19 protein-coding genes are annotated in these 14,939 nt (G+C 55.4%); 12 read left to right on the forward strand and 7 right to left on the reverse strand.

What is annotated here, in order from left to right; translation table 11 throughout:
- Positions 1-3 precede the first annotated feature (3 nt).
- Together P6287_RS11660 and P6287_RS11665 are read left to right on the forward strand one after the other, a co-directional pair.
- Positions 4-1,296, forward strand: a complete 1,293-nt coding sequence (locus tag P6287_RS11660; protein WP_277973749.1) for a sugar ABC transporter substrate-binding protein — start codon at positions 4-6, stop codon at positions 1,294-1,296.
- A gap of 154 nt (positions 1,297-1,450) precedes the next feature.
- Positions 1,451-1,774 carry a DUF6388 family protein gene (locus tag P6287_RS11665; RefSeq protein WP_101764036.1) on the forward strand — a complete coding sequence of 108 codons (324 nt, stop codon included), beginning with the start codon at positions 1,451-1,453 and terminating at the stop codon, positions 1,772-1,774.
- Positions 1,775-1,971: 197 nt separating this feature from the next.
- On the opposite strand, the gene iraP is transcribed toward P6287_RS11665, so the two are convergent.
- The gene (gene iraP / locus P6287_RS11670; RefSeq protein ID WP_061717593.1) at positions 1,972-2,265 is read right to left on the reverse strand and encodes an anti-adapter protein IraP; all 294 of its coding nucleotides are present in this window, start codon (positions 2,263-2,265) and stop codon (positions 1,972-1,974) included.
- Positions 2,266-2,328: 63 nt separating this feature from the next.
- On the opposite strand from iraP, the gene P6287_RS11675 reads away from it, so the two are divergent.
- Positions 2,329-2,568, forward strand: a complete 240-nt coding sequence (locus P6287_RS11675; protein WP_101764035.1) for a DinI-like family protein — start codon at positions 2,329-2,331, stop codon at positions 2,566-2,568.
- Between the two features lie 20 nt (positions 2,569-2,588).
- Here P6287_RS11675 and P6287_RS11680 read toward each other — a convergent pair whose 3' ends face one another.
- The 4 genes from P6287_RS11680 to P6287_RS11695 form a co-directional block, all read right to left on the reverse strand.
- Positions 2,589-2,855: a hypothetical protein gene (locus P6287_RS11680; protein WP_101764034.1), complete on the reverse strand. Its 267-nt coding sequence runs from the start codon at positions 2,853-2,855 to the stop codon at positions 2,589-2,591.
- Between the two features lie 157 nt (positions 2,856-3,012).
- Positions 3,013-3,480: a hypothetical protein gene (locus P6287_RS11685; RefSeq protein ID WP_277973750.1), complete on the reverse strand. Its 468-nt coding sequence runs from the start codon at positions 3,478-3,480 to the stop codon at positions 3,013-3,015.
- A gap of 82 nt (positions 3,481-3,562) precedes the next feature.
- A complete protein-coding gene (locus P6287_RS11690) occupies positions 3,563-3,892 on the reverse strand; it encodes a hypothetical protein (RefSeq protein WP_192233531.1) in 330 nt (109 codons plus the stop codon).
- Positions 3,873-4,262, reverse strand: a complete 390-nt coding sequence (locus P6287_RS11695; RefSeq protein ID WP_007891426.1) for a hypothetical protein — start codon at positions 4,260-4,262, stop codon at positions 3,873-3,875. Before P6287_RS11695 ends, P6287_RS11690 begins: the two co-directional genes overlap by 20 nt.
- A gap of 144 nt (positions 4,263-4,406) precedes the next feature.
- Between P6287_RS11695 and P6287_RS11700 the strand changes: the two genes are divergently transcribed.
- Together P6287_RS11700 and P6287_RS11705 are read left to right on the forward strand one after the other, a co-directional pair.
- On the forward strand, positions 4,407-5,054 hold the full coding sequence (locus tag P6287_RS11700) for a S24 family peptidase (protein ID WP_110866416.1): 648 nt from the start codon (positions 4,407-4,409) through the stop codon (positions 5,052-5,054).
- 120 nt (positions 5,055-5,174) lie between these two features.
- Entirely contained in the window at positions 5,175-6,386 is a 1,212-nt protein-coding gene (locus tag P6287_RS11705; RefSeq protein ID WP_137386039.1) for a diguanylate phosphodiesterase, read from the forward strand.
- 31 nt (positions 6,387-6,417) lie between these two features.
- Here the strand turns inward: P6287_RS11705 and P6287_RS11710 are convergent, their stop codons facing one another.
- Both P6287_RS11710 and fliE read right to left on the reverse strand, forming a co-directional pair.
- Positions 6,418-7,125 (reverse strand): YnfC family lipoprotein, encoded by a 708-nt coding sequence (locus P6287_RS11710; RefSeq protein WP_277973751.1) that lies wholly within the window; start codon positions 7,123-7,125, stop codon positions 6,418-6,420.
- 128 nt (positions 7,126-7,253) lie between these two features.
- The gene (gene fliE, locus P6287_RS11715; protein WP_008105389.1) at positions 7,254-7,565 is read right to left on the reverse strand and encodes a flagellar hook-basal body complex protein FliE; all 312 of its coding nucleotides are present in this window, start codon (positions 7,563-7,565) and stop codon (positions 7,254-7,256) included.
- A gap of 258 nt (positions 7,566-7,823) precedes the next feature.
- Here fliE and fliF point away from each other — a divergent pair, with 258 nt between their 5' ends.
- From fliF to fliL, 7 genes are all read left to right on the forward strand, one after another.
- Positions 7,824-9,554: a flagellar basal-body MS-ring/collar protein FliF gene (fliF, locus tag P6287_RS11720; protein WP_101763956.1), complete on the forward strand. Its 1,731-nt coding sequence runs from the start codon at positions 7,824-7,826 to the stop codon at positions 9,552-9,554.
- Positions 9,551-10,543 carry a flagellar motor switch protein FliG gene (fliG, locus tag P6287_RS11725; RefSeq protein WP_101763955.1) on the forward strand — a complete coding sequence of 331 codons (993 nt, stop codon included), beginning with the start codon at positions 9,551-9,553 and terminating at the stop codon, positions 10,541-10,543. The genes fliF and fliG overlap by 4 nt, the downstream gene beginning before the upstream one ends.
- Entirely contained in the window at positions 10,536-11,237 is a 702-nt protein-coding gene (fliH, locus tag P6287_RS11730) for a flagellar assembly protein FliH (RefSeq protein ID WP_101763954.1), read from the forward strand. Before fliG ends, fliH begins: the two co-directional genes overlap by 8 nt.
- On the forward strand, positions 11,237-12,601 hold the full coding sequence (fliI, locus tag P6287_RS11735) for a flagellar protein export ATPase FliI (RefSeq protein WP_008105395.1): 1,365 nt from the start codon (positions 11,237-11,239) through the stop codon (positions 12,599-12,601). Before fliH ends, fliI begins: the two co-directional genes overlap by 1 nt.
- A gap of 19 nt (positions 12,602-12,620) precedes the next feature.
- Complete coding sequence (gene fliJ, locus P6287_RS11740) at positions 12,621-13,064, forward strand: flagellar export protein FliJ (RefSeq protein WP_064739112.1); 444 nt, start codon at positions 12,621-12,623, stop codon at positions 13,062-13,064.
- Entirely contained in the window at positions 13,061-14,323 is a 1,263-nt protein-coding gene (locus P6287_RS11745) for a flagellar hook-length control protein FliK (protein ID WP_277973752.1), read from the forward strand. Before fliJ ends, P6287_RS11745 begins: the two co-directional genes overlap by 4 nt.
- A gap of 129 nt (positions 14,324-14,452) precedes the next feature.
- A complete protein-coding gene (fliL, locus tag P6287_RS11750; RefSeq protein ID WP_101763951.1) occupies positions 14,453-14,938 on the forward strand; it encodes a flagellar basal body-associated protein FliL in 486 nt (161 codons plus the stop codon).
- The last annotated feature ends 1 nt before the right edge of the window (position 14,939 follow it).

Below are 14,939 nucleotides of genomic sequence, written 5' to 3' on the forward strand. Positions count from 1 at the left end.
GAGATGATGCGTAAACTTCTCGCTATGTTGCTAGCCACGCCGCTGCTGAGCCACGCCGCGACCACGCTGAATATTGCCACCATCGCTAACGGCGATATGACCATCATGCAGCAGCTCGCCACGCGCTACGAACAGGAGCATCCTGACGTCAAACTGCAATGGCATGTGATGGACGATGGCGCGCTGCGTCAGGCGGTGCTGTCGGCGATGAATAGCGGCCAGGCGCAGTTCGATGTCATCACCGTCGGCACCTATGAAGCGCCGCTGTGGGGTGAAAAAGGCTGGCTGGCGCCGCTCAATAAGCTGCCCGCCGATTACGACAGCCAGGATCTCATCGCGCCAGTGCGCAAAGCGCTGTCGTTTCAGCAAACGCTTTACGCCCTGCCGTTCTACGGTGAAAGTAGCATGACCTACTACCGCAAAGATCTGTTTGCGCAAAAAGGGTTAACCATGCCCGATAATCCCGACTGGACCGATATCAAAAACTTCGCCGCCAAACTCACCGACCCGCAGAAAGGCATTTACGGTCTGTGCCTGCGTGGCCAGCCAGGCTGGGGCGATAACGTGGCGTTCATGACCACCATGGCGAATGCCTATGGCGCGCAGTGGTTCGATGAAACCTGGCAGCCGACGCTCAACTCGCCGGAGTGGCGCGAAGCGCTGGGTGATTATTTGCAGGTAGTGAAGCAGGATGGACCGCCGGATACGGTGAAAAACAGTTTCGGCCAGATTCTGCGCCTGACCGCGCAAGGTAAATGCGCGATGTGGATCGACAGTACGGTGGCAGCCGGTTTGCTAGTGAATCCGCAGATCTCATTAGTCGCCGATAAGCTGGCCTTTGCGCCTGCACCGGGCGGCATAACGCGTAACGGCTCCAATTGGTTATGGTCGTGGGCGCTGGCGGTACCGGCGAATACGCCGAATCGCGAGGCGGCGATTGCCTTTATTAGCTGGGCGACGTCAAAACAGTATATCCAGCAAGTGGCCGATACCGTCGGCTGGGGGGCGGTACCGCCGGGCAGCCGCAATTCGACGTATCAGCAGGCGAGCTATCAGCGCCTGGCGCCGTATGCCGCGCAGGTGCGTGCGGCGATTGATTCGGCCACCGTCGAGCAGCCGACGCTCAATCCGGTGCCTTATCAGGGCGTGCAGTACGTGAGTATTCCCGGGTTTGATCAGATGGGTAACGCCGTCGGGCAGAATCTGGCGGATATGCTGAGCGGTAAACTGACGCTGGATGAAACGCTGGCAAAGAACCAACAAGATGTGACGCGGATTTATCAGCAGATGCATTGATAGGCTGTGATCACAAGTTGCACATACCGTAGCGGCGCGCTTTATCGCGCAGTAAATTGCGCCGCTACGATGCCCATGTTCTGTAAGATCGGAAACTGACAAGGCCACATGCGCGCGTTACACTAGCGCGCAAGTTGATACGCAGGAACACCGAATGAAAACCCCAGAAGAGTATTACGCTCAGGCGCGCACGATGTTTTTCGCCGCTCACCCCGATTTCCAGTCTGCACTGGATGAACTCACCGAAAGCGATGCCCGCCAGGCGAACCTGTCATTAGCGCAGTTACGCGACTGGCATGCAGAACGTATTTATGCCGCTTTTTTGCGTCAGAAGAAGCTGGATGGCATGCTGTTTTCCATTCAACTCGCGGAACCCGATAAAGCCGTTGCCGCGGATGCCATTGAAAAGTATCTGAAATCTCACGCGGAAGCCTTAGGCATGACGTGGGAAGAGTTCTGCATCAAAAACGAGTTGTAATCGGCCACGCACTGTAACGGCATCAAAGATACATCGCCAACCACACAAAATGTTCAGGAAAAAGTTGTACAAGTTGAGAAAACTTGTATAACTTACTCATCACGACGTCAGTCGTAGATTGTCCTTGAACGAATGGTGCTGTTGCACCGCCTCTGGAAGTGTTGCTGGATTTCCACTTCCAGAGGTAATATTTTTTCTTATCCTTCCCGCTCAATCCCTTTTACTTCGATATAACTTGCCACCGCCAGCAGACGATTGACGTGGGTCAGCAGCAGATCAACATCGGACTGTAAAAATTCCTGCGATGCGCGCGAAGCGGTAACAATCGCCTCCTGCACCGTATCGGAAATAGTCAACGAGTTATTCTCTTTCGCCTGAATCAGCAGCGCGGCAATCAATAACGACTGCGCCTCTACCTGCGCCACCAGCTCTTTTGCTTCCACATCCATTTTTGCCATTTTCAATAAGATATCGATAACCAGTTGGCGCATATTTACCCCTGTTTTTATTTACAGTACTATATCGCACCCGATCCAATGAATGGAACGACCCTGATGTTTGTGGAGTTGATTTACGATAAGCGTAACGTGGCCGGATTACCGGGTGCACGCGAGATGATTTTGCAGGAGTTGGAAAAGCGTGTACAGCGCGTCTTTCCCGATATTGAGGTGCGCGTCAAACCGATGGAGCGTAACGCGATAGATACCGATATGAGTAAGAACGATAAAGCGACAGTTGCGCGGATTGTTGAAGAGATGTTCGATGAGGCAGAAATGTGGCTGGTGGCCGATTAGGCCACCAGTACGCTAGGCGCTTAGCTTTCCTGCTCAGCATGGTTGATGGCGATTTCGAGATCCTGAATCGCCTCATCAATGTCATCCAGCAGCTTGCCCTGCTTGTTCAGCAAGGTGTCGAAGCGTCCCGCGTATTCGGTGTCTTTATACTCACCCGCATCAAACGCCAGCCAGTGGGCAGATAGCGTCTCAGTGTTGGTCTGCGCGTAGTGGCGCATCTCTTTAAGCTGGGAGGTGACATCACGCAAGTATTCAGTTTTGGTTTTTACAGTTTCTGTATCACTCATGCTATCTTCCTTTTCGCTTAATAAGACGATTTAAATAACGCTTGAATGATTAAAGGTAGTGCAAAATATCGAAGCTGCCTTAGGAATAATCGGAAGTGACTAAAACCTGTTAGTAAACAGGGGACATCCCGGTCCCCCGATGCTGAGTCGTCAGGCATTACAGATACTTCCTCGCCAGATCAATCAGCTCATCCTTCGCGGCATCGCCCAGCTTGATTACGCCCTGCTCGACAAAGCTAAACGCTCTGACAAAATCCTTCACGCCTTCTGAGAACGCCTGAGTCCCGTCGTGGCTCTGCGCCGTTGCGGCGGCTGGTGGCGCATCGGCTGCAGCGGGAGCAGCGATGTCCGGTTCGCTGGGCGGCGCAACCTCGGCTGGCGCAGGCGTTACCGCCTCAGGAGCGGCAGTCGCCGCCACCTGCGCGGGTGCAGCTGTTATCGCCTCGGGTGCTGTAGCCGATGCGGGCGCAACTTCAGGTGCTGCTTCTGCGACGACGGCGGGCGTCGCTTCAGGTGCTACGGCGGTCGTCGGTGCAGCAACGGGCGTGGCGACTTCGTTGGCGAAATCTTCCGCTGGTGACGATGCGATGGTGCTGGTTGGATTGATGACAGTTTGATCGCTCATAATGCTCTCCTTCATACTGAATAAAGATCGCAGTCGGGCAAGACGGGCTGCAATCCACGGGGTAATTCGCATGATGCCCTCCTTAACGCTTGGGTTGAGGTGGCGACTTATCTCCTTCTGCCGGTTTCCCTTTGTCAGCCGGATTGCTGACCGGGTGCTTCACGGTGCCATCGAGCTTGTTCTGCAGCGCCACCAGCTGGCTGGTAAGCTCCGCCACGCGCGCTTCACGTCGTTCCGATATGGTTCGATATTGCTGTCGAATCTCTTCAACACGCTGATTGGCGCTGTTACTGACGAACAGGAATAGCACCGTCATCGCCACGCACATCAACGACAACATCAGCAAAAAGCCGCCGAAGAACAGTTGGCGCCGATGGTTTTTCACTACGTACTCACTGTTTATCTGCATCATCACGACTCTCCTCCAGAGTGGTAATCAGTTGGTTAACCTGGCTGCGAAACTTATCGCTGTGCTCGGCTTCCGTGGTGGCCAGCAAAATGCTCAGGGCGTTTTTTATCAGCCGCAGATCGGTTTCCAGCGAAGAGATACGCCGCAGGTTTTTGTCATGTCGGATGCGCAATTCATCGTTTTCCTGGCGCATCAAGGCGTGACCTTCTTTGAGCAGCATCACCTGTTCTTTGTAACTGGTGATGATCTCCCCACCGGCACGATTGCTGGTGACGATAGCGGCGATACCCGCCATTAACGGTTTCCAGAACACAGCTGCTGCGCCGCCGCCGAGAAGCAACGCACCTACGCTGGTGACTAAACTACTTTCCATGCTTCACCTCTCACCCCTGGCAAGGGATGTGCCCCATAAGCACGCTGACCACCCTTGCCAGCTTCGCGGTCAACGCCTGAATTTAAGTTTACTTTAACTTATGAATTTAAGTATACTTAAGTCGTTCCTTCAGGAGATGTCAAGATGATGAAAAAAGAATCTTCCGGTGAGCGCATCCGGGCACGACGTAAAGCTCTACAGTTGACGCAGCAGGCGCTGGCCAAAAGTATTGGGGTGTCGCATGTGGCTGTATCGCAGTGGGAAAAAGAGGAAACCGTACCGCGTGGCGAGAATTTGCTGCGGCTCGCGCAGTGGCTGCAATGCACCGCGGCATGGATTATCGACGGGGATGGCGAAGTGTTTGCCACCCACGCCAAAGCCGCACCGGTTGCGGCGGTGCCATTGATTAGCCTGGCGCAAGCGTCAGCGTGGTTGAGCGAAGAACGGTTGTTGCTCAAACAGCAGGCTGCGCACTTTCTCTACAGCGAGAGTCAGCTGGGCGATGGCGCGCTGGCGGTCACGATAGACGATCAGGCGATGCAGCCCGATTACCGGCCCGGTGACAAAGTGATTTTTGATCCTGACGTTCAGCCGCAGCCGGGCGATGTGGTGCTGGCGCTGGTGGATGGCGTGGCACGAGTGCGCATTTATCGCCTGCAAACGCAACAGCAGGATGAGCAGATCTTCACATTGCGCGCGTTGAATGATGACTTTCCGCAGCTGCATTCGGCGGAATCGGCGCTAGAAATTATCGGCACGCTGATGGAGTTGCGACGTTACCGAAGCGGCTAGCCGCTTCGCTTAAGCTGTTATAATAAAAAAAGTTTAGCCTGATCGCGGTAAGCTATGGACAGACCCCGCGGTAAGGCTGCTAATCTAGTCGCAAAATAATAAATTATCCGGACAATCTCGATGCTCACCACAATTATTTACCGCAGCCATCTGCACGATCACGTGCCAATCAAAACGCTCGAAGATATGGTTGCTAAAGCCAATAGCAAAAATAAAAACTTCGACGTTACTGGCATCCTGCTGTTCGACGGCCTGCACTTCTTCCAGCTGCTGGAAGGACCGCGTGAGTCCGTTCAGGGCATATACAAGCGTATTTGTCAGGACGCACGCCACCATAATCTGGTGGAGTTAATGCACGACTTCGCGCCTGAACGCCGTTTTGGCAAAGTCGGCATGGAGCTGTTCGATCTGCGCGAGCATGACAAGGACAATGTGCTGCAAGCTGTGCTGGATAAAGGCACCTCGCGTTATCAGCTCACCTACAACGATCGCGCGCTGCAGTTTTTGCGTACCTTCGTGGTGGCGCGCGACAAAGAGAACTACTTCGAGATCCCGCCAGCCAATACCTGGGAATTTGTTCCGGATATTGAATGGCAGAACGATCTGGAGGGTATCGATCAGAGCCTGCAGGATTGCCGCTTTGCTTTTCAACCCATCATCGATCCCTTCGCGCGCCGCGTCACTTCGTTTGAAGCGCTGATCCGCACGCCAAACGGTGGCTCACCCGATGAGTATTTCTCCGCGTTTGGCGGCGAAGCGATTTATCACGCGGATATCAAATCGAAACGTCTGGCCTTTCGCGTGGCGAACAAACTGGGCATTGGCGAGCATCGTCTGTCGATCAACCTGCTGCCGATGTCACTGGTGACGGTGCCAAACGCGGTGGAATTCCTGCTTACTGAGATCAACGCCAGCGGGCTGGTGCCGCAACAGGTGATTGTCGAAGTGACCGAAAATGAGATCATTTCGCGCTCAGATGAATTTGCTGCCGAAGTGAGAAAGTTGAAAGCGGCGGGTATCAGCCTTGCGCTGGACGATTTTGGTGCCGGTTTTGCTGGCTTGTCGCTGTTATCAAAATTCCAGCCGGACAAAATCAAAATCGATCGCGAGCTGATCCGCGATGTGCATAAAAGCGGACCGAAGCAGGCGATCATGCACGCCATCATTAAGTGCTGCGCATCGCTGGAGATTGCGGTGATTGCCGAAGGTGTCGAGCAAGCTGAAGAGTGGATGTGGCTGGAAGCCGCAGGCATTAGCCAGTTCCAGGGTTTCCTGTTTGCTTATCCGCTGCTGAATGGATTCCCGGCGGTGGCGTGGCCTGAGATTAAATAGTGTTGGTCGCCATGCATGGCGACCCCACCAATCAGTAATACGTTACCTCAATATTGCCATACTGCTTATCAATCACGTTGCCTGCCGCGTCAACGCTAATAATGTCGCAATAATAGGGAACGTCGTGTTTGTATTTGCAGACATTGCTGACGGTTTTAATTTGGTCATTTCGCTTCACCGTGGTGACCACGTCAGAGATCTTTTTCTTATCTTCTGCTCGCACCGCGGTAGCACGCGACACTTCCGTTCCGGCCTGGGTAATACTCAATACCGCCATTTCACCGGCGCTGTTATAAGCGAGGTGAAACGCGGCATCGGAGGCGGGCGATGAGATCTGCTCTACCAAACCCTGTTTGTTATAGGCAATATCCACGGTCATGGTCGGCGTGACTTTCTTCACCATGGCGCAGTTCTTATCCAGCGTCACCACCACGTCCTGACCGTTTTCACTGCCTTTTAATTGGTCGCCATCGCGCGTGACATCAATCACTTCGCCCTGTTTGCGCACCGATTTCACGTGCGTCGGACAGCCGTTGCGGTCGAAATCGACATTCACTTCGAAGATCTGCTGGCCGTCGGCGGTAAACAGCGTTTGATGGGTCGTTTTGACGTTGCCGGGCAGCGCTTCGAATTGATACAGATAGGCAAAGTTTTTCATTTGCGGGTAGTAAGTCGCGTCATCCTTGTCACATCCCGTGAGCAGGACAATAGCGATTAAAAACAACAGGGTTTTCTTCACGTGAGAATCCTCTTCTCAAAATAAGGCAGCGCGTTTGGCGGTGTACTCACTGTGATGCAGCAACCTTCCCGCCTGATATAACACCATTACCGCGCTGGACTATACCCGAAAGAAATACCCGAAAGAAACTAAACCTGCATACTCATAATATCGGTATACGCCGACACCAGTTTGTTACGCACCTGCACGCCCATCTGCATGGAAATAGAGGATTTTTGCAGATCGACCATCACATCATTTAACTGGATGCCCGGTTTACCCATTTCGAAATCCTGTGCCTGAGCGCGGGCCGTAGTCTGGGTTTCACTGATCTTGTCGAGTGCTGCTTTCATGGTGGCACTGAAATCGACCTGATTAGTGGACTCCGCTTGCTTACCGCTGGCCTGCAGAGACGTCATCTGCAGCTGCTGCAGCACACCCTCAATCGCCTGAATTGACATTGCCTGACCCCTAATGAAGAAGTGATTAAATTTTCACGATGAGAAAGTTAACACACTGTCAATAGGACAAAGGCGCTAAATGACCGCAAAAAACCCGGCTTATCCACCCATCGATGTCGCGGCTTTCAACAAATAATGCCTGCCATTAAGTGGAATTTAATTTTTCTCCTCTCCCGATTTTAGGGGAGAAGTCTTCAGGGAGTACGTTTTGTCACCACAACACCACACCCGATCAATAATGTCAGGCAGGAATCGGTCATGAATGCGAGTGCAGCCGCTACACAGGATACAGCTAAGAAAGGCTTCAATGACCTTCTCGCCCGCCTGCGCGCCAACCCGCGTATTCCCTTAATTATCGCTGCTGCTGCGGTTATCGCGGTGGTGTTTGCGTTGGTGCTGTGGGCAAAAGCGCCAGACTATCGCGTGCTTTATAACAACCTCTCCGATGAGGATGGTGGCGCGATCGTCACGCAGCTGACGCAAATGAACATCCCTTACCAGTTCGCCGATAACGGTGGAGCACTGATGGTGCCCGCCGATAAAGTGCATGAGCTGCGTCTGCGTCTGGCACAACAAGGCTTACCGAAAGGCGGCAACGTTGGCTTCGAACTGATGGACAAAGAGAAGTTCGGGATCAGCCAGTTCAGCGAGCAGATCAACTATCAGCGTGCGCTGGAAGGTGAACTGTCGCGCACCATCGAAACGCTCGGTCCGGTGAAGAGCGTACGCGTGCATCTGGCAATGCCGAAACCGACCTTGTTCGTGCGTGAGCAGAAAGCCCCTTCCGCCTCGGTGACGCTGAACCTGCAGCCAGGCCGCGCATTAGATGAAGGCCAGATTCAGGCCATTCAGCATATGGTTTCCAGCAGCGTGGCCGGTTTACCGCCGGGCAACGTTACCGTTGTCGATCAGGCCGGTCGTCTGTTGACCCGCTCTGACAGCGAAGGTCGCGACCTGAATGACGCGCAACTGAAATATGCGTCTGAAGTGGAAGCACGCTTCCAGCAGCGTATCGAAGCGATCCTCAATCCGATTGTCGGTCAGGGCAATGTGCATGCGCAGGTGACGGCGCAAATCAACTTCGACCGCAGCGAGCAGACCGACGAGAAATACCAGCCGAACGCCAATCCTAACAACAGCGCGGTGCGTTCACGCCAGACCAGCAACTCCGAACAGAATGGCAGCCCGTATCCAGGCGGCGTGCCGGGTGCATTGTCGAATCAGCCTGCGCCAGCCAATACCGCGCCGGTGACCAATCCGCCAACGAATAACAACAATAATGCCAACGGCCAAAACGCCAACGCGCAAACCGCCAATGCGCAGAATAACGGCAGCACCACCAGTACCGCACAGCCTTCTGGTCCGAGCAGCTCAACGCGCAACGACACGGTGAACTACGAGCTGGACCGCACCATTCGTCATACCAAGCTGAACGTCGGCGATGTGCAGCGCCTGTCGGTTGCCGTGGTGGTGAACTACCGCGACGACGGTAAAGGCAAAGCGGTGGCGCTTAACGAGCAGCAGATTAAGCAGATTGAAGATTTAACCCGTGAAGCGATGGGCTATTCACAAACCCGTGGCGACAGCGTCAACGTGGTGAACTCTCAGTTCAACATGACCGAGCCAAGCGGTGGCGACCTGCCATTCTGGCAGCAGCAATCGTTCTTCGATCAGCTGATGACTGCCGGTCGCTGGCTGCTGGTGGCGTTGGTTGGCTTCATCCTCTATCGCAAGCTGGTACGTCCACAGCTGGTGCGTAAGAAAGAGCAGGAGAAGGCAGCGGCTGAAGCGCTGGCGGCACGCTCTGCGGCGATGGAAGAAGAAGAAGCCTTTAACGTTCAGCTCAGCAAAGACGAGCTGGATCAGGAGCGTAAATCTACTAACCGCATGAGCGCCGAGGTGATGAGCCAGCGTATCCGCGACATGTCTGAAAACGATCCGCGCGTCGTCGCGCTGGTTATCCGCGAATGGATGAGTAAAGAACTATGAGTCTGACCGGTACAGAAAAAAGCGCCATTCTGATGATGACCATCGGCGAAGAGCGCGCGGCGGAGGTGTTCAAACACCTTAACCAGCGTGAAGTTCAGCACCTGAGTGGTGCCATGGCCAACATGCGCCAGGTTTCACATAAACAGCTGACCGAAGTGCTGCGCGAGTTCGAAGCCGATGCCGAACAGTTTGCGGCGCTGAGCCTCAACTCCAACGATTACCTGCGTTCGGTGCTGATCAAAGCGTTGGGCGAGGAGCGAGCTTCAAGCCTGCTGGAAGATATTCTCGAGAAAAACGAGACCACCAGCGGCATGGAAACGCTCAACTTCATGGAGCCACAGGCGGCCGCCGACCTTATTCGCGACGAGCATCCGCAGATTATCGCCACCATCCTTGTCCACCTCAAACGTGGTCAGGCGGCGGATATTCTGGCGCTGTTCGACGAGCGTCTGCGTCACGATGTGATGCTGCGTATCGCCACCTTCGGCGGTGTCCAGCCGGCGGCGCTGGCGGAGTTGACCGAAGTACTGAATGGCCTGCTCGACGGCACCAACCTCAAGCGCGCGAAGATGGGCGGCGTGAGAACCGCAGCAGAAATTATCAACCTGATGAAAACCCAGCAGGAAGAAGCGGTTATCGAAGCAGTACGCGACTTCGATGGCGAGCTGGCACAGAAGATCATCGACGAGATGTTCCTGTTCGAAAACCTGGTGGAAGTGGACGACCGCAGCATCCAGCGTCTGTTGCAGGAAGTGGAATCCGAACAGTTGCTGGTGGCATTGAAGGGTGCCGAACAGCCGCTGCGCGAGAAGTTCCTCAAAAACATGTCTGCCCGTGCGGCCGATATTCTGCGCGACGATCTGGCCAACCGTGGTCCGGTACGTATGTCGGCGGTGGAGAACGAGCAGAAGGCCATTCTTCTGGTGGTGCGCCGCTTAGCAGAATCCGGCGAGATGGTGATTGGTGGTGGCGAGGAAACCTATGTCTGATGCCTTTTCCGCCCGCGCGTGGCAGCGCTGGCAGCCTGATGATTTAGGCAGCCCGTTCGGTGCCGAACCGGAGCCTCAGTTAGATGAACCGGAGATCGATGTCGAACTGAGCGCCGAAGCGGAACAGCAGCAACAGCTGGAACGCATGCAGCAGCAGATGCGCAAAGATGCGCAGACGCAAGGCTACAGCGAAGGCTATCAGAAAGGTTTCGCCGAAGCGCAACAGAACGGTTATGACGCCGGTTTCCAGCAAGGCTTAGCCGATGCGCAGCAGCAGCAAGCGCCGCTGCAGGCACGCATGCAGCAGCTGGTGACCGAGTTCCATCACACGCTCGAAGCGCTCGACAGCGTGATCGCTTCACGTCTGATGCAGCTGGCGCTGGAAGCCGCGCGCACGGTGATTGGCCAGGCCACGCAGGTGGACGGCACCGCCCTGCTGCGTCAAATCCAGCAGCTGATTCAGCAGGAACCGATGTTCAGCGGCAAACCGCAGCTGCGCGTCCATCCGGACGATCTGCAACGCATCGAGCAGACGCTGGGTCCAACGCTCGATCTGCACGGCTGGCGCTTGCTGGCCGACAGCACGCTGCATCCTGGCGGCTGTAAGCTTAGCGCCGAAGATGGCGACCTTGATGCGAGCGTGGCAACACGCTGGCAGGAGCTGTGCCGCCTGGCCGCTCCGGGGACACTGTAATGACCTCCTCACGCCTTTCACGCTGGCTCGGCGCGCTCGACGCCTTCGAAGAACGCATTTCGCAGGTACAAACCGTGCGTCGTTACGGTCGCCTGACGCGCGCCACCGGCTTAGTGCTGGAAGCCACCGGCCTGCAGCTGCCGCTCGGTGCTACCTGCATTATTGAACGTACCGATGGCAGCAAGATCACTGAAGTTGAAAGTGAAGTGGTCGGCTTCAACGGCCAGAAACTGCTAATGATGCCGCTGGAAGAAGTCGACGGTATTTTACCGGGCGCACGCGTTTATGCGCGCGTCAGTGGCGACAGCGGGCACAGCGGCAAACAGATGTTGCTGGGCCCGGAACTGCTGGGTCGCGTGCTGGACGGCAGCGGCAAACCCCTCGACGGTTTACCCGCGCCGGAAACTGGCTATCGCGCCCCGCTGATCACCGCACCGTTCAACCCGCTGCAACGTACGCCGATTGAAGATGTGCTGGATACCGGCGTGCGTGCCATCAACGCCCTGCTCACCGTGGGTCGCGGTCAACGTATGGGCCTGTTCGCCGGTTCCGGCGTCGGTAAAAGCGTGCTGCTCGGCATGATGGCGCGCTACACCAAAGCCGACGTGATCGTGGTGGGGTTGATTGGTGAACGTGGCCGTGAAGTTAAAGAGTTCATTGAAAATATTCTCGGTGCCGAAGGCCGTGCGCGTTCGGTGGTGATCGCCGCGCCGGCGGACGTCTCGCCGCTGCTGCGTATGCAGGGTGCCGCCTATGCCACGCGTATCGCTGAAGATTTCCGCGATCGCGGCCAGCATGTGCTGCTGATTATGGATTCCCTCACCCGCTACGCCATGGCGCAACGTGAAATCGCACTGGCCATAGGTGAGCCGCCGGCGACTAAAGGTTATCCGCCTTCGGTGTTCGCCAAATTGCCCGCGCTGGTGGAACGCGCCGGTAACGGTACGCACGGCGGCGGTTCAATCACCGCCTTTTATACCGTGCTGACCGAAGGCGACGATCAGCAAGACCCGATTGCCGACTCGGCGCGTGCGATTCTCGACGGCCACATCGTGCTGTCGCGTCGTCTGGCGGAAGCCGGTCACTATCCGGCTATTGATATTGAAGCGTCAATCAGCCGCGCCATGACCTCATTAATTGATGAGACACACTACGCGCGCGTGCGTCAGTTCAAACAGTTGCTCTCCAGCTTCCAGCGTAACCGCGATCTGGTGAGTGTGGGGGCGTATGCCGCAGGCAGCGATCCGATGCTGGACCGCGCCATCAAGCTCTATCCCGAGATGGAAGCCTTCCTGCATCAGGGCATTTTCGAACGCAGCGATTACGACGATGCCTGTTTGCATCTGCAGGCGATGTTCGGTTAACGCCAAACGAGGTTAAGTGATGAAAACGGCCAGTGCGATCAACAAGCTGCGCGATATGGCGGAGCAGGAACTGGAGAGTGCGGTGATTCACCTTGGCGATATGCGCCGGGGTGTGCAGCAGGCCGACGAACAACTCAGCATGCTGCTGGATTATCAGGATGAGTATCGCAACAAGCTCAATCAGGATATGTCCGGCGGCATCGCCAGCACGCGCTGGACCAATTATCACCAGTTTATTCAGACGCTGGAAAAAGCCATCGAACAGCATCGCCAACAGCTTTCCCAGTGGAATCAGCGCCTCGACAGCGCGCTGAGCAACTGGCGTGAAAAGCATAAGCGGCTCAATGCTTATCAAACGCTGATTACGCGCGCTGAGGAAAACGCATTACGACAAGAAAACCGTCTCGATCAGAAACGGATGGATGAATTTGCCCAACGGGCCGCATTGAGGAAAGGCGAATGATTACGCTGCCAACAGTTGCTACGCAAACCTCGGTTTTGGGAGACGCTGACACTTCAGTTTCATCAGATGTTTTGCAGGGCGCGGAGTCGCTGCCGCAGGGATTTATTACTGAACTCGGCAACCGCTTGCTGACGCTGGTAAAGCAACAAGCTGTTAACACGCAATCGACTGATCTGACAGCAGAAGTTGATGAAAAAGACGTCAGTAAGGCTTCGCTAAGCGCGTTATTACAGGCGCTGGAGAAACCCGATGCGTTAAACGCACTTTTACAGCCGGAAAACACTAAAGCCACGCTGAAATCAGCCGATGATAAAGACAAGAGTGAGGCAAGTTCGTTAACTGCCAGCGACTTACAGAATGTGCAGGCGTTATTCGCCATGTTGCCGGTGGCGGTAGAGAACCGCACCAGCCCAACCAGCGTAAGTAGCAGCGCAGGCGAAGGGAAAACCGACACTCGCGCTTCGCTTAATACCGCACTGTTAAGGGGTTCGCTGGACGGTGCAGTAAAAGAAGAGCACGCGCAGCAGGATGGCGCACAGAAGAAATCCAGCGATGCTGTAACGCTCTTAACGCAAACGGCCAGCAGCACGCAGAGCAGCAGCGTCAGCACCACCGCCAGTAACAGCAGCGGGTTGACGCTGGATGAGAGTTTTAAGCAGGTGCTGAATGCGCTGAGTAAGCCTGAAGCGCGCAGCGCCGCGCAGAGCAGTGATGACCCGGTGACGCCATTCACCAGCGCACCGCTCAGCGCCACCAGTTCGCTGGTAAGCAGCACCGCCTCGACCAGCACCACGCCGTCGACGCCCATGCTGAACGCCCAGCTTGGCAGCAGCGAGTGGCAGCAGGCGCTGAGTCAGCAGATTGTGATGTTTAGCCGCAACGGGCAGCATAACGCCGAGTTGCGTTTACATCCGCAGGATCTGGGCGCTATCCAGATCAGCCTGACCCTTGATAAGGATCAGGCACAGTTAAATATGGTTTCCAGCCACAGCCAAGTGAGGGCCGCGCTGGAAGCGGCTCTTCCTCAGCTGCGTAGCGCGCTGGCGGAGAGCGGAATAAACCTGGGACAGAGTAACGTCAGCAGCGACGCCTTCGCACAGGGCCAGAGTTATCAGGGCCAGCAGGAAGGACGTCGTGATGGACAGCACGGCAGCTTTAGCCTCTCCCAGGACAGTGACAACGAGATAACGCCTATTGCCGTCCCGGCAGCCCTTCAAGCGCGCGCGGCCGGTAACGGCGCTGTCGATATCTTTGCCTGATAGCCGCTAAACGCTGAAGGTAAGCGTAAAACCCGCGTCTTTTCTTCCCATTGTTTGACTTAAGACGCGGGATAATCTGTCCAGGTAAGCCGAGAGGCTTGCCCATAATTCACAGGAAGTAACTGCAAGATGTCTGATAACGCGAAAGCTAAAGGCCGCAAACGTTCACTACTACTACCAGTGTTACTGATTGTAACGCTGGCCGCTTGCAGCGTGGCAGGCTATGCAGTCTGGCGAATGATGAATAAACACGAAGGCAGCCAACCGGACGCGGCGAAAGTCGAGCCACCGGCTGCTCCCGTATTTTTTGCAATGGATACGTTTACAGTAAACCTGGTCAATCCTGACAACGATCCCGACCGTGTGCTGTACGTGGGGTTCACCCTGCGTCTGCCCGATGAGGATACCCGTCGTCGGTTGAACGATTACCTGCCGGAAGTGCGCAGCCGTCTGCTGTTACTGCTTTCGCGTCAAAGCGCGACGGCTCTGGCTACAGAGCAAGGCAAACAGGCCCTGGTTGAGCAGATCAAACAGGTGCTGGCGCCGCCGCTGGTAAAAGGCCAACCGGCTCAGGTTGTCAATGACGTGCTGTTTACCGCCTTCATTTTGAGGTGAT

Origin of the sequence: Pantoea sp. X85, assembly GCF_029623675.1 — a bacterium.
In the GTDB taxonomy this organism is placed as follows: Bacteria; Pseudomonadota; Gammaproteobacteria; order Enterobacterales; family Enterobacteriaceae; genus Pantoea; species Pantoea leporis.